Source organism: Pseudomonas sp. CBZ-4 (assembly GCF_000346755.1).
In the GTDB taxonomy this organism is placed as follows: domain Bacteria; phylum Pseudomonadota; class Gammaproteobacteria; order Pseudomonadales; family Pseudomonadaceae; genus Aquipseudomonas.
Map to the genome: position 1 here is coordinate 22,187 of NZ_ANNV01000169.1, position 13,940 is coordinate 36,126.

The 13,940-nt window shown below is 61.2% G+C and carries 10 protein-coding genes; 5 read left to right on the top strand and 5 right to left on the bottom strand.

The window, feature by feature from the left end:
• Positions 1 to 98: 98 nt before the first annotated feature.
• The 4 genes from B348_RS0126220 to purE form a co-directional block, all read right to left on the bottom strand.
• Positions 99 to 635 (bottom strand): DUF3299 domain-containing protein, encoded by a 537-nt coding sequence (locus tag B348_RS0126220; RefSeq protein WP_017738999.1) that lies wholly within the window; start codon positions 633 to 635, stop codon positions 99 to 101.
• A gap of 81 nt (positions 636 to 716) precedes the next feature.
• Positions 717 to 962 carry a GlsB/YeaQ/YmgE family stress response membrane protein gene (locus B348_RS0126225; protein ID WP_017739000.1) on the bottom strand — a complete coding sequence of 82 codons (246 nt, stop codon included), beginning with the start codon at positions 960 to 962 and terminating at the stop codon, positions 717 to 719.
• A gap of 105 nt (positions 963 to 1,067) precedes the next feature.
• On the bottom strand, positions 1,068 to 2,153 hold the full coding sequence (locus tag B348_RS0126230) for a 5-(carboxyamino)imidazole ribonucleotide synthase (protein ID WP_017739001.1): 1,086 nt from the start codon (positions 2,151 to 2,153) through the stop codon (positions 1,068 to 1,070).
• A gap of 12 nt (positions 2,154 to 2,165) precedes the next feature.
• Positions 2,166 to 2,657 (bottom strand): 5-(carboxyamino)imidazole ribonucleotide mutase, encoded by a 492-nt coding sequence (gene purE / locus B348_RS0126235; protein ID WP_003176980.1) that lies wholly within the window; start codon positions 2,655 to 2,657, stop codon positions 2,166 to 2,168.
• A 381-nt stretch (positions 2,658 to 3,038) separates the two neighbouring features.
• Between purE and B348_RS0126240 the strand changes: the two genes are divergently transcribed.
• Positions 3,039 to 3,674, top strand: a complete 636-nt coding sequence (locus tag B348_RS0126240; protein WP_017739002.1) for a hypothetical protein — start codon at positions 3,039 to 3,041, stop codon at positions 3,672 to 3,674.
• 57 nt (positions 3,675 to 3,731) lie between these two features.
• Here B348_RS0126240 and B348_RS0126245 read toward each other — a convergent pair whose 3' ends face one another.
• Positions 3,732 to 4,643, bottom strand: coding sequence for a LysR substrate-binding domain-containing protein (locus B348_RS0126245; RefSeq protein ID WP_017739003.1), 912 nt, complete (start codon positions 4,641 to 4,643; stop codon positions 3,732 to 3,734).
• Between the two features lie 182 nt (positions 4,644 to 4,825).
• On the opposite strand from B348_RS0126245, the gene aspA reads away from it, so the two are divergent.
• The 4 genes from aspA to B348_RS01000000130340 all read left to right on the top strand — a co-directional run bounded on the left by aspA (position 4,826) and on the right by B348_RS01000000130340 (position 13,910).
• Positions 4,826 to 6,250, top strand: a complete 1,425-nt coding sequence (gene aspA / locus B348_RS0126250; RefSeq protein WP_017739004.1) for an aspartate ammonia-lyase — start codon at positions 4,826 to 4,828, stop codon at positions 6,248 to 6,250.
• Between the two features lie 380 nt (positions 6,251 to 6,630).
• Entirely contained in the window at positions 6,631 to 8,076 is a 1,446-nt protein-coding gene (locus B348_RS0126255) for a sodium:alanine symporter family protein (RefSeq protein ID WP_017739005.1), read from the top strand.
• 77 nt (positions 8,077 to 8,153) lie between these two features.
• Positions 8,154 to 9,131, top strand: coding sequence for an asparaginase (locus B348_RS0126260; RefSeq protein ID WP_026137080.1), 978 nt, complete (start codon positions 8,154 to 8,156; stop codon positions 9,129 to 9,131).
• A 105-nt stretch (positions 9,132 to 9,236) separates the two neighbouring features.
• Positions 9,237 to 13,910, top strand: a complete 4,674-nt coding sequence (locus B348_RS01000000130340) for a dermonecrotic toxin domain-containing protein (RefSeq protein ID WP_017739007.1) — start codon at positions 9,237 to 9,239, stop codon at positions 13,908 to 13,910.
• Positions 13,911 to 13,940: the final 30 nt, after the last annotated feature.

Here is a 13,940-nt window from a genome sequence, read left to right on the forward strand (position 1 = left end):
ATAGCATCAACTCGGTACTACTGATACACCGAGGTGCCTGCATCGCAGGCAAGCCAGCTCCCACACAAGCCAGCTCCCACATTGATTTGTGCCGGGCTTTAGAGATCGGACTCTTTTACTACGCGCACTTTCCCCGCATCCAGCGCATAAGCGGCGTCGGCCAAGTCGTTGTTGACCTTTTCGACCTTGAGCGTCCCCGTCACCCACAACGGCGTGTAGATATCATCCAGCTTCAACCCCTTGGGATAACGCACCAGCACCAGCTGGTTAGGCGGCGGTGGCGGCACGTGGATGCACGCGCCTGGGTAGGGCACCAGGAAAAACAGCGTGCTGCGGCCCTTGGCGTCGGTTTCCAGCGGCACTGGATAGCCGCCGATGCGGATGTTCTTGCCGTTCATCGCCGCCACGGTCTTGGTCGAATACATCACCGCCGGCAAGCCTTTGCTCTGCTTCAGGCCACCTTTATCGGTGAACGTGCCTTGGGCTTCGGGGGAGTTGTGGTCGATCTCGGGCATGGTTTCGAGGGCTTTCTGGTCCGACAGCGGCATCAGGTCGAGCCAGTCGGTTTCCGGCAGTTCGCCGGCGTGCGCAAGGCCAGAGCCGAGCAGGAGGAGAGTCAACAGAAGACGGCGCATGGGGAGCAGCTCGGCAAGGAAAACAGTGCCGGCATTCTAGCCCTCTGCGCCTGCGCAGCGCAGAGGGCTTTGTCGCTTAGATCATTTCTTTTTGATCAGGCCGTAGATCACCAGCAGGATGATCGCGCCGATCAGCGCGCCGATGAAGCCCGCGCCTTGACCGGCCTGGTAGATACCCAGGGCCTGGCCACCGTAGGTCGCCGCCAGGGAGCCGGCGATACCCAGCAGGATGGTCATGATCCAGCCCATGCTGTCGTCGCCAGGCTTGAGGAAACGCGCCAGCAGGCCGACGATCAGGCCGATAAAGATGGTTCCGATGATACCCATGGCATTTCCCTCTGAATGTAGGTGAGCTATGCCAAAGCCTAGTCAGGCTTTGGCATCCTGCAATCAGAGAGACGACGATCGCCAATGGTTCCCGTCGGACTTGTCTTATTGCTCGGCGATCAGCGCTTCAACCTTGAGGATCTGCGCTTGCAGCGTCGCACGGTCCTTGCAACGCAGGTTGGCGTGGCCGACCTTGCGCCCGGCCTTGAAGGCCTTGCCGTAGTGATGCAAGTGGCAGTCGTCGATGGCGATGACTTTTTCCACCGCCGGCACCACACCGATGAAGTTGAGCATCGCGCTCTCGCCGACCTTGGCGGTGGAACCCAATGGCAAGCCCGCGACCGCCCGCAGGTGGTTTTCGAACTGACTGCACTCGGCGCCTTCGGTGGTCCAGTGCCCGGAGTTGTGTACGCGTGGGGCGATTTCGTTGGCCTTGAGGCCACCGTCGACTTCAAAGAACTCGAACGCCATCACGCCGACGTAATCCAGCTGCGTGAGCACACGGCTGGAATAATCTTCCGCCAGGGCCTGCAACGGGTGGTCGGTGCTGGCCACGGACAGCTTGAGGATGCCGCTGTCGTGGGTGTTGTGCACCAACGGGTAGAAGCGGGTTTCGCCATCACGGGCACGCACGGCGATCAGCGAGACTTCGCCGGTGAACGGCACGAAGCCTTCCAGCAAGCAGGCGACGCTGCCCAGCTCGGCGAAGGTGCCGACTACATCGGCCGCAGTGCGCAGGACTTTCTGGCCCTTGCCGTCATAACCCAGGGTGCGGGTTTTCAGCACGGCCGGCAGGCCGATGCTGGCGACGGCGGCGTCCAGGTCCGCCTGGGACTGGATGTCGGCGAAGGCCGGGGTGGGAATGCCCAGGTCCTTGAACATGCTTTTCTCGAACCAGCGGTCACGGGCGATGCGCAAGGCTTCGGCGCTCGGGTACACCGGCACGAACTGCGAGAGGAAGGCCACGGTTTCAGCCGGCACGCTTTCGAACTCGAAGGTCACCAGGTCAACTTCGTCCGCCAGTTGGCGCAGGTGATCCGGGTCGCTGTAGTCAGCGCGCAGGTGTTCACCCAACGCAGCCGCGCATGCGTCCGGCGCCGGGTCCAGGAAAGCGAAGTTCATCCCCAGCGGGGTTCCCGCCAAGGCCAGCATGCGGCCCAGTTGGCCGCCACCGATTACACCGATTTTCATCAATCAACAACCTCAGGCGATACGTGGGTCTGGATTGTCCAGCACGCTGTCTGTCTGCTCAGCACGGAATTTCTTCAGCACCGCGTGGAACTGCGGGTGCTTGGCGCCCAGGATACTGGCGGACAGCAGCGCAGCGTTGATCGCGCCGGCCTTGCCAATCGCCAGGGTGGCCACCGGGATGCCGGCTGGCATCTGCACGATGGACAACAGCGAATCCACGCCCGAGAGCATTGCCGACTGCACCGGCACGCCCAGCACCGGCAGGTGGGTCTTGGCCGCACACATGCCTGGCAAGTGCGCTGCACCGCCGGCACCGGCGATGATCACCTCGATGCCACGGGATTCTGCTTCATCGGCATACTGGAACAGCAAATCCGGGGTGCGGTGGGCAGAGACCACTTTCACTTCATACGGAATGCCGAGTTTTTCCAGCATATCGGCGGTGTGGCTAAGGGTGGACCAATCGGACTTGGAGCCCATGATCACGCCAACCAATGCACTCATCGTCGTGCCTCTTCTCTCTGGGCGCCCGCAGGCGCGTCAAAAAACAACAAGCCACGCGGGAAATCCGGCGTGGCTTGTTATACGAATTAAGGCCGGTTGGACCGGCCGAAGGCCGCGCAGTATACCGTAATAATGCAGATAAACAGCCCCTTGGATGACCATCTGTCTAGCGTATCGCTTATTGCCATTTACTGACTCAGAAGTCAGCCAATACTGCTCTAAGCGTCTCGAACACTTCACACTGAAAACCAAGCAACTTACAAATTTTTGGAAAGTTTCCCACTAACCACTCAGACAAGTTGTCACCTCATGAAAAATCACCAACTATATTCTTGTCGCTCTCTGATTAATTCTCAACGTAGAGCACGAGGGCCTATATCTATGAGCACTGATTTCTTTGCCAACATTGACCGCATCATCTCAGAAGCAACCGCGGCAATAAATGACCAAAGGACACGCCCTGCCAAAAAACCGATTTATGTGAATGTTGTTTTCCACAAAGACCTGGGTTATCCCGCCGAACAGGAATTTGAAAAAACTCATTTGGCCTTGGCCAAAAAACATATTGAAAATATTTCAGGACGCGAAGTTATCGTCAATGTGATTCGCGACGCCAAAATGCGCAACTTCAACTACCAGTCCGACAATGATGTCGAGTACGGACTTCGCAAGCACTACGGCAGAAACAAGAACCCAGACCAGGCTCACCATTCGGGCAAGCCGAAGATCGAAAAAACCTTATTCGTAACACCCGAGCATTTGAGCTTCAGCGAGCCAGGCAGAACCGACCCCGGCCACGAATATGGAATAACCTCTTACAACAACGCTCGAGGTGCCGCCCACACGCTTGGCCTTTTGTTGGGTGCAACCCGTGCTGACGGAGAGATAACCTATAACGGTTGGTGGAATGACACTTTCATGAAATACAATAACGAATCCCCTCTACGCGGCAATGACTTGAATTACTCTGACGCCAACAAACAGAACATTCGCACCTACCTTGCCAAATTCGATTGAGCCACCCTCTCAATCAATTTCAACAGGCAACAAGCGCGTCTGACTTCCACCGGCAACTCATTGTGTTGCACCGGCAGCCCCCCCCTCCAACTTGCGCCACAACAAGCGCACGTTTGCCTTGCGCACCAACGCGCAGCGATACAGGCGGATCTCCAGCGGTACATGCCACTGCGGCCCGCCACAGACCACCAACTCACCACGCGCCAGTTCTGCGCGCACGCTCAGCTGCGGCACCCAGGCAATGCCCAAGCCTTCCAACGCCATGCTCTTGAGACTGTCGGCCATGGCGGTTTCGTAAACGGTGGTAAAGCGCAAGGCACGTTGGCGTAATAACAGATTCACCGAACGACCAAGGAACGCCCCGGCGCTATAGGCCAGCAGCGGCACACTGCCCTCACCCTCCAGGTCGAACAACGGCTTGCCATCGGCATCGGCGGCGCACACCCGGAGCATTTCGGTGTTGCCCAGGTGCAGGGAGGGGAAGATTTCCGCGTCCATCTGCATCGCCGCGTCCGGGTCGTAGAACGCCAGCATCAGGTCGCAACCGCCTTCGCGCAGGGCGTGCACGGCGTCGCCGACGTTGGTGGCCACCAACCGCGTGGCGATGTTCAGGCCTTCGTTGCGCAGTTGGGCGATCCAGCGCGGGAAGAAGCCCAGCGCCAGGGAGTGCGCCGCCGCCACTTGCATGACTTCGCCCTGCCCGCCTTCCAGGTGATGCAAATGGCGCAGCACTTCACCGAGCTGTTCGACCACGGTGCGTGCGGTCACCAGGAACAACTGCCCCGCCGCCGTCAATTCCACCGGCGTGCGCGAGCGGTTGACCAGGGTCAGGCCCAGCGCAGCCTCGAGGCTACGGATGCGTCGGCTGAATGCCGGCTGGGTGACAAAGCGCCGTTCCGCCGCCTGGGAAAAGCTGCGGGTGGCCGCCAGGGCGCTGAAGTCTTCCAGCCATTTGCTCTCAAGGTTCATCACTTCCCTCCACGGGTACGCACCATTTTGGTACACACGCCCGCCATGATAGCCGGGTCACACCTGCATTATGCCGTTTATGCATAGCCCAGTGCTGAACAGCATTGGCCCAAAAACTCACACAAGCCTAGCATTCGCAGCGTTCCGGCCAGTTCTGGGTCCATATCGAGATGATTTCCGTCATGTCCTCCGCTGCATCTTTCCGTACCGAAAAAGACCTGCTTGGCGTACTCGAAGTACCTGCACAAGCGTATTACGGCATCCAGACCCTGCGAGCGGTGAACAACTTCCGCCTCTCGGGCGTTCCGATTTCGCATTACCCGAAATTGGTGGTCGGTCTGGCAATGGTCAAGCAAGCGGCGGCTGACGCCAACCGCGAGCTGGGTCAGCTCAGTGAAGCCAAGCACGCTGCCATCAGCGAAGCTTGTGCCCGGCTGATCCGCGGCGATTTCCACGAAGAGTTCGTGGTGGACATGATTCAAGGCGGCGCTGGCACTTCAACCAACATGAATGCCAACGAAGTGATCGCCAACATCGCGCTGGAGGCCATGGGTCACCAGAAGGGCGAGTACCAGTACCTGCACCCGAACAACGACGTGAACATGGCGCAGTCGACCAACGACGCCTACCCGACCGCGATCCGCCTGGGTCTGCTGCTGGGCCATGACGCGCTGCTGGCCAGCCTCGACAGCCTGATCCAGGCCTTCGCCGCCAAGGGCGTCGAGTTCGGCCACGTGCTGAAAATGGGCCGCACCCAATTGCAAGACGCCGTGCCGATGACCCTCGGCCAGGAATTCCGTGCCTTCGCCACCACCCTCGGTGAAGACCTGGCCCGCCTGAAAACCCTGGCGCCAGAGCTGCTGACCGAAGTGAACCTGGGCGGCACCGCCATCGGTACCGGCATCAACGCCGACCCGCGCTACCAGGCCCTGGCCGTACAACGCCTGGCCACCATCAGCGGCCAGCCGCTGGTCCCGGCTGCCGACCTGATCGAAGCCACCTCCGACATGGGCGCCTTCGTGCTGTTCTCCGGCATGCTCAAGCGTACCGCGGTGAAGCTGTCGAAGATCTGCAACGACCTGCGCCTGCTGTCCAGCGGCCCACGCACCGGGATCAACGAGATCAACCTGCCAGCGCGTCAGCCAGGCAGCTCGATCATGCCCGGCAAGGTCAACCCGGTGATCCCGGAAGCGGTTAACCAGGTAGCGTTCCAAGTGATCGGCAACGACCTGGCGCTGACCATGGCAGCCGAAGGCGGCCAACTGCAACTGAACGTGATGGAGCCTTTGATCGCCTTCAAGATCTTCGACTCGATCCGCCTGCTGCAGCGCGCCATGGACATGCTGCGCGAACACTGCATCGTCGGCATCACCGCCAACGAAGCGCGCTGCCGCGAACTGGTGGAGCACTCCATCGGCCTGGTCACCGCGCTGAACCCGTACATCGGCTATGAAAACGCCACCCGCATCGCCCGTATCGCCCTTGAAAGCGGCCGCGGCGTGCTGGAACTGGTGCGCGAAGAAGGCTTGCTCGACGACGCCATGCTCGACGACATCCTGCGCCCGGAAAACATGATCGCTCCACGTTTGGTCCCGCTGAAGGCTTAAGCGTTTGTTGCACCGCTCACCAGGTTGAGGGACTAGACACCTCTCACCTTTTGAGGGCCTGAAGGCTCGTTCTTCAGGCCCTTTTTTTTGCCTCAAGGTTGTGAAATGAAGCCCATAAAAACTCCAATATCGCCCTGCAAGCCCGCCACCCTGCTGAAACCTTTAATCGCCCCGTGCAGACGGATCACGCGCTCCTAGGTATAGTGCCGCCCCTCTTCGCGCTGCGGCCGTCGGTAACGAGGCCCGGGTACACACGCGAAACCGCATGAATAACAACCCGCAAAAGGATTGGGGTCGAACTGTCGCGCACTGCCTGGTGCCAAGCGACGGCGTCGCACCGTCCTGCGTTTGCCATTAGAAAAATCAGCGAGGAACACTCCATGCTCGAAGTCATCAACGACTTCCTCTCAGGGAAAGTACTGATCGTGCTCATTGTCGGGCTCGGCGGTTATTTCACGATTCGCTCGCGTTTCGTACAGCTGCGTCACTTTTTCCACATGTTCTCGGTGTTCAAAGACAGCCTCAAGAGCAGCTCCGACCAACTCAGCTCGTTCCAGGCGCTGATGCTCAGCCTGGCCGGCCGCGTCGGTGCCGGCAACATCGCCGGTGTCGGCATTGCCGTGACCCTGGGTGGCCCGGGTGCCGTGTTCTGGATGTGGGTCACCGCGCTGGTGGGCATGTCTTCGAGCTTTATCGAATGCTCCCTCGGCCAGTTGTACAAGCGTACCGACGCAGAAGGCACCTACCGTGGCGGCCCGGCGTATTACATCCAGCACGGCCTGCACAAGCGCTGGCTGGGCATGGTCATGGCGTTCCTGCTGCTGGTGACCTTCGGCTTCGCCTTCAACGGCCTGCAAGCCCACGCCGTGACGCACTCGCTGAACAACGCCTTCGGCCTCGACACCACCTACACCGGCCTGGCCCTCGCGGCATTGCTGGGCCTGGTGTTCATCGGCGGGATCAAGCGCATCGCCTCGATCGCCGACCTGCTGGTGCCGGTCAAGACCCTGGTCTACATCGCCGTGACCCTGTACGTGATCGTGCTGCAATTCGACCACGTGCCGGCCATGCTGATGACCATCGTCAAGAGCGCCTTCGGCCTCGACCAAGCCTTCGGTGGCCTGGTGGGCAGCGCGATCATCATGGGTGTTAAGCGCGGCGTGTTCGCCAACGAAGCCGGCCTGGGCAGTGCGCCTAACGTGGCGGCGGTGGCTTCCGTAGAGCACCCGATTGCCCAGGGCGTGGTCCAGGCGTTCAGCGTGTTCCTCGACACCTTCGTGATCTGCACCTGCACGGCGTTGCTGATCCTGCTCTCCGGCTTCTACACCCCAGGCTTTGAAGGCGACGGCATTGCCCTGACCCAGAACTCCCTGGCCGCGGTAGTGGGCGACTGGGGCCGCATGTTCATCTCCGTGGCCCTGGCGTTGTTCGTGTTCACCTCGATCATGTACAACTACTACCTCGGCGAGAGCAACCTGCGCTTCCTGGTGGGCAACAACCGCAAGGTGCTGATCGGCTACCGCACGCTGGTGCTGGTGCTGATCTTCTGGGGTTCGATCGAGAACCTGAGCACCGTGTTCGCGTTTGCCGACATCACCATGACCATGCTCGCCTTCGTCAACCTGTTCGCCCTGGCGTTCCTGTTCAAGATCGCCATGCGCATCCTGAACGACTACGACAAGCAGCGCGCCGCAGGCATCAAAACCCCGGTGTTCGACTCCAGCCAGTTCCCTGACCTGGACCTCGACCGCAAGGCCTGGCCGGCCAATCCGGTAAAACCGGAAGCAGCGCCATCGGCTGAACTCAACGCCCAAGCCCAGCGCTAAGCGTAGAGAGATGACACGCCGCACGACCTTGGGCATGCTCGGGGCCGTGCGGCGTTTTTCGTTCAGGAGAAAATTCGATGTCCCCATCTAGCAACGTCATGGTGCTCTACACCGGCGGCACCATTGGCATGCAGGCCAGCGCCAATGGCCTGGCGCCCGCGTCCGGCTTCGAAGCCCGTATGCGTGAACAGCTTGCCGGCCAGCCCATGCCCGCGTGGCAATTCCAGGAAATGGCCCCGCTGATCGACAGCGCCAACATGACCCCCGCCTACTGGCAGCGCCTGCGCACCGCGGTGATCGATGCCGTGGACCAAGGCTGCGACGGCGTGCTGATCCTGCACGGCACCGACACCCTGGCCTACAGCGCGGCAGCCATGGGCTTCCAATTGCTGGGCTTGCCGGCGCCGGTGGTGTTCACCGGTTCCATGTTGCCGGCCGGCGTGCCCGACAGCGATGCCTGGGAAAACGTCAGCGGTGCCTTGCTGGCATTGCGCGCGGGCCTGGCCCCGGGCGTGCACCTGCACTTCCATGGCGCACTGATGGCACCGACGGCCTGCGCGAAAATCCGCAGCTTCGGCCGCAACCCATTCGCGGCGCTGAATCGCCAGGGCGGCGTGGCCCGTGCCGAATCCATCCCCCACGCGCTGGACTATCGCCAGCCAAAAGCCTTGGCCAACATCGGCGTCCTGCCGCTGGTGCCCGGCATCAGTGCGGCGCAGCTGGACGCCGTGATCGACAGCGGCATCCAGGCGCTGATCCTGGAGTGCTTTGGCAGCGGCACCGGCCCCAGCGACAACCCTGAGTTCCTCGCAAGCCTCCAGCGGGCCCAGGACCAAGGCGTGGTGGTGGTCGCGATCACTCAGTGCCATGAAGGCGGCGTTGAACTGGACGTCTACGAAGCCGGCAGCCGTTTGCGCGGTGTGGGCGTACTGTCGGGCGGCGGCATGACCCGTGAAGCCGCGTTCGGCAAGCTCAATGCGCTGGTCGGCGCTGGATTGGATCACGCGCACATCCGCCGCCTGGTGGAGACCAACCTGTGCGGTGAACTCGGCTGAGCCGAGCCCTGTAGATATGCACCGCCTTTCTGATTGAGCGCTTTCTAGCATGGCAACCACCCACCTTCAGGTGGTTGTCCTTGCTAACGCACATCAGGAATGCCCATGCCTCCCGTCGTCACCACTGCAGCACCGCGCCGCGCCCCACGCGCTCGCCTCACGTCTTCATTGATCAACCAACTGTCCATCGGCCCGGCCTTTCGCGAGGTCGCCGCGCATTTGTTGCGCCTGAAGTTACAAGAGCGCTATCCCAACCTGCACATTGACCCGAACGTCGTCATGGTCGGCACCCCGAGCTGGGACGTCGTCCACGGCGAGATTGTCGCCACCCCCCCGCAATACCGCGCGCTCACCGACATACTGGCACGCCAGGCGGTGCTCGCCGTACCGTCCCTGTTCATCGACGGCATTCACTTTCTCACCCCGTTGCCGATCACCGAGCCACCTGTGCACCTGGCCGTGCGCATCGAAGACATTGCCCTGATCATCAATGTACTGGCGCCGGTAATGATCCGGGGTTACCAGCAACAGCAATTGGCGTTCTGGGACCAGACCGTGGGCGGCAGCGGGCCGCATTGGCACGAGTTGTCCCTGGTGTTGCGCGACCTCTGGAATGTCAGCGAAGTACACGGCTGGACCGATGAGGATTGCCAGATGGCTCGCCAAGTCGCCCAGGCCCCCGACCTGGCGCACCGGGCAACCGACGACAGCTTTGGCACTCACGCGTACGTGCTGGACGTCGATCAGGTCGATGACCAGGGCAACGCCACCCACCTCAACGAACACCTGGTCAGCGTGGTGATCGGCAAGCAGGACGGGCATGAGGTCATCCTCGCCCACTCGATGCTGTTGGGCTTTCGCAAATACGCCACGCTTGACGCACTGGGCCAGGACCTGCCGCTGCTGCTGGACACTGCGATCACCCACAAAAAAATCCAGTGGCGCCTGGTGGAGCCCGACGGGGACTTCTTCGACTACCTGGCCTGCACCCTGGTGACGATGCAGATCGAAGCGATCGGCGCCATCGACTTTTCCGACCTGCGTGGCCAAGGCGTCAGCCCGCTGGCCCTGGCAGGCCCACCCGGCGCCGTGCCCTACGGCGAAAGCCCGGGGCAGGATATCGACTGGTTGCAGCAAGCCCTTCCCAACTGGCTGGCCGATGCGTCGATTTCGGACATGAACAGCTACTCCCGCTACATGAAAGACCTGTCGGCCCTGAACACCTTCTACCAGGGCAAGAGTTACGACGAGGGCATTGCGCCCATCGAGCAATACGCCCTGGACAAGCTGGAAGCAGAAATTCGCAAGGATCACCCCGACGCCACCAACCTGTCGCTGGACACCCTTCAACTGAAGGTCCAAAGCCCTGTGGTGGTGGGGTTGTTCCCCTTGCCGTGGCAGTTCGATACCACCCTGTACAGCATGAGCCAGCTGGCCCTGCAAAATCTGATTGACGTGCCTCTGGGCATCAAGAGCCTCGAACACAACCCGCCACGCGCGCTGCCCGAATGGCTCACCGTGGACTACCTGGAGACACTGATCAGCCGCATCGACATTGGCAACGCCTATCCTCGCTTGATCAAAAGCACACTGCTGGATGACCCCGCGCAAGCCGACCGCCGCGGCACGCTTTACGCCTATCACCTGGGCATTCAACTGCCGCTGTTGGCGTTGCAGGCCAAGATCCGCCGGGAATTCGGGATCGATGAGCGGGGTTTCCGGTTTGTCGCGGCGGCGATGGAGGCGGAAAAATCCGACCGGCAGGTGGATGACATCGCCATCGTCGTGCGCCCACTGGCGTTGTTGCCCAGCCTGCGGCTGAACAGAACGGCGGATATCGTCGCGAATATGTTTGTCATCGGCCCGCAGGACCCGGCCAGCGGTCCGTGCCTGCTCTATCGGCCCCTGCTCGACAAGCCCCTGACCCAATACCCCTCACCCGCCAACCTGGTGTACGCCATCCAGCAGTCCCCCGACCTGCGCGAATCGGTGCTGGCCTGGCTGCCCGATGACGTGCGCGACGACTATCGCCACTACGTCTTCCCGACGAAAATTCCGTCCCCCTGGACAGTCGCCGAAGTCGCCACCAACCCACTCAAACTCGCCAGCCTGAGCGGGCCGCTGCAACTGGGCGGCGACGCCATCGACGGCAACCTGTTCACCACGCTGTACAACGCCAATGCAAACGCCCTGATCACCCTGGCCGACCGCCAGGCGGTGTCGAATGCCGAAGCCCGCTGGGCCACGTTCAAACGCGCAGGCTGGGCGATATTCAACGGCGTCTTGCCCTTCCTCGGGCGCACAGTGAACACCGCCGCGTGGGTCTGGCAGATCATGGATCAACTGGAGGCACTCAAGGACGCCAAGGAGCATCCCACACGCCAATCACCGTGGGCCGCGCTGTCCGACCTGCTGCTCAACCTCGGCATGGCCATTGCCTTGCATGCTGCGTCTCGCACCTCGCCCCGTCCGTCCAGCGCGGCCGAGTCGACGGAAGAACGCCTCGCCCCCCCCATTTCCGCCCCCAAGGCAGAACCGCTCACTATCCGTCAGTTGCCCACCGTCACCCCCGAACAATTGCCGTACGATCACCCCCGCCCCCTGCACACCAGCGGCGCCCTCAACAACACCCCCGTACGACTGGGCATCGTGCTGGACCGCTTCAAGGTCCCCAGGCCCGACACCTTGGGCACGCAGATCAGCACCGCGGGGCCTCACCTTCACCTGTATCAGGGGGGGCAAAAATACTACGCCCCAGTGGGTGAGCGCTGGTTCGAAGTACAGGTGGATGAGAATGATCGAGCCATCATTGTCGATCCCAGCCAACCGCTGCGTACTGGCCCGCCCCTGATACATAACCGGCAGGGCCAATGGTTCGTCGACACGCGCCTGCGCCTGCGCCTGCGCGGAGGCGGCCCGATCGTGCTGGCCCGAAAGGCGACCAGCCTGGCGGAGCAGCGCGCATCCACGCTGAAAAAACAACTGAGCAACTTCCACGAGGTCGAAAAAGGCCTCCAGCAAAACCTGGATGACGCCCACGGCGCCATGGAAGGGTCGGCAGCCGCCTCATCCGGCACGATGGCGGAAGCCAACCGGCGGGCCTATCTGCGCACCTTGAAAAACATCTGCCGCACGTACGAAACGGCGCTGCAGGGGCTCAAGCAGATAAGCATCCACGAGTTCTCACCCAGATACGCGGAAAGAGCCCTCCGATATGTCAAAAACCAGGCCGCCATGACCCTGAACGGGGTCAGGGAAACCGGCACTCGGTTCACCCCGCGCATGCAAGAGATGCTGCCCAAAATCGTGCGACAGGCCCAGATGCCCCAAGAGCGCTACATCGATGAGGCCCGCCTGATGAACGACCTTTGTGCGGAAATGCTCAAGCACCTGGAATACATGGACACGCGTTTCGATGAACTGCGCCAACTGGGCGAAGACGGCGCCATTCTGCGCCAGGAAATCCAACGGGAAATGCCGGCCTATAAAAGCGTCGATGTCAGGTCTATACAGGTGACCATGGCCCGTAACCTGTGCCTGGCCGCAAGCAGCACGATCAGCCAATCCAAGGCCTGGAACAGCATCGACCGGATTGTCGACACCGCCGACCTCGCCGTCCTGGGCCTGCGCGATACCGTGTACGAACGCAGCGAATCGCGCATGGACGAGCGCATCGATATCTTGAACCACCTGGTCGAACAGTTCCAAATGCTCGACGAACAGTTGGAAGACTTCTCGTCGCAGTATGCCGAGTATGCCCGGGGCGAAAACGTCCAGGCACTGCAGGACCAGCTCAAGCGGTTCGCCAAAGACACCACGAACAACCTGTCGTTGGTGAGTGCCGAACGCGAAGTGGTACGCCGCCGCGGCAAACCGATGCCTGCGGCAGCCCCCCTGCAAAGGAAAATTATCCGCACGCGCCATGCCGGCCTGCTTATCGGCAAGCCGCGCCTGGACTGGACGGGGCAAGACACGGGCCTGGTGGATATCATTTCGCCGGTGACCGAAAAAGTCGTCGCCACTTACCGCGAAAAGGACGGCATATGGTTGCGACACTGGGCAACCCCACCGACAACCCCGCCGATGGCGGTGTTCGCCGCGGCCAGTGAAGGCCAAGCGTTACTGGACGACATGCCGGCTTTCCTCGAGCGTGCAGAACGCCTTGCCGCCACACCGAAACGAACCGCCTGCGGCATCGAATACCTGTTTCGCCAGCAGGCCTATGAACTGGAAAGCACCCGCAACGTCATCAGCCACGCACTCGCGCAAGGCGAAGCCAGCGAGAAAGATATCGCCTCGGCGAAATTCATCGATCAAGCGCTGAAAACCCAGGAAAACGACCTGTTCAGACGTAGCGATGCCCATATGTCGAGAATGCTCAAGGAGTCCCCTCCGACCGTGGCCAGCGTCGAGTGGCTCAAGCGTCACAACGCCATAACCATCACCCAGACCAAGCTGCGCGAACCGCTCACCACAGCCCCCAAACTGCTGTTCCTGGATGAATACCTGATTCGCGATCGGTCGACCAAAGACATCCTCTGGTACGCGCAATTTCACTACACCGAGTCATGGATATCGCCCGAGCGCTACGTATCCGGCCGGCTCAAGACCGTCGAGGAGCAGGGTGCGGCCAGCGACTCCGCCTCCATTTCGAGCACGAACGAATGGGAAAGGCTCGCCTACCTGCGCAGCGAAATCAGCCTGAAACCGGCCCAGGACCTGTTTTTTGAAGTATCCAAGGCCAAATCCAGGTGGCGTTTTTGGCAGCCGGATCAATAAGCCAAACGGCGGCACACAACTTGCTGCATT

Excerpts from the sequence above, each read along its gene's own strand:
- B348_RS01000000130340 (WP_017739007.1), top strand. The coding sequence starts at position 9,237 with ATGCCTCCCGTCGTCACCACTGCAGCACCGCGCCGCGCCCCACGCGCT.
- B348_RS0126220 (WP_017738999.1), bottom strand. The coding sequence starts at position 635 with ATGCGCCGTCTTCTGTTGACTCTCCTCCTGCTCGGCTCTGGCCTTGCG.
- purE (WP_003176980.1), bottom strand. The coding sequence starts at position 2,657 with ATGAGTGCATTGGTTGGCGTGATCATGGGCTCCAAGTCCGATTGGTCC.
- B348_RS0126225 (WP_017739000.1), bottom strand. The coding sequence starts at position 962 with ATGGGTATCATCGGAACCATCTTTATCGGCCTGATCGTCGGCCTGCTG.
- B348_RS0126230 (WP_017739001.1), bottom strand. The coding sequence starts at position 2,153 with ATGAAAATCGGTGTAATCGGTGGCGGCCAACTGGGCCGCATGCTGGCC.
- aspA (WP_017739004.1), top strand. The coding sequence starts at position 4,826 with ATGTCCTCCGCTGCATCTTTCCGTACCGAAAAAGACCTGCTTGGCGTA.
- B348_RS0126240 (WP_017739002.1), top strand. The coding sequence starts at position 3,039 with ATGAGCACTGATTTCTTTGCCAACATTGACCGCATCATCTCAGAAGCA.
- B348_RS0126245 (WP_017739003.1), bottom strand. The coding sequence starts at position 4,643 with ATGAACCTTGAGAGCAAATGGCTGGAAGACTTCAGCGCCCTGGCGGCC.
- B348_RS0126260 (WP_026137080.1), top strand. The coding sequence starts at position 8,154 with ATGTCCCCATCTAGCAACGTCATGGTGCTCTACACCGGCGGCACCATT.
- B348_RS0126255 (WP_017739005.1), top strand. The coding sequence starts at position 6,631 with ATGCTCGAAGTCATCAACGACTTCCTCTCAGGGAAAGTACTGATCGTG.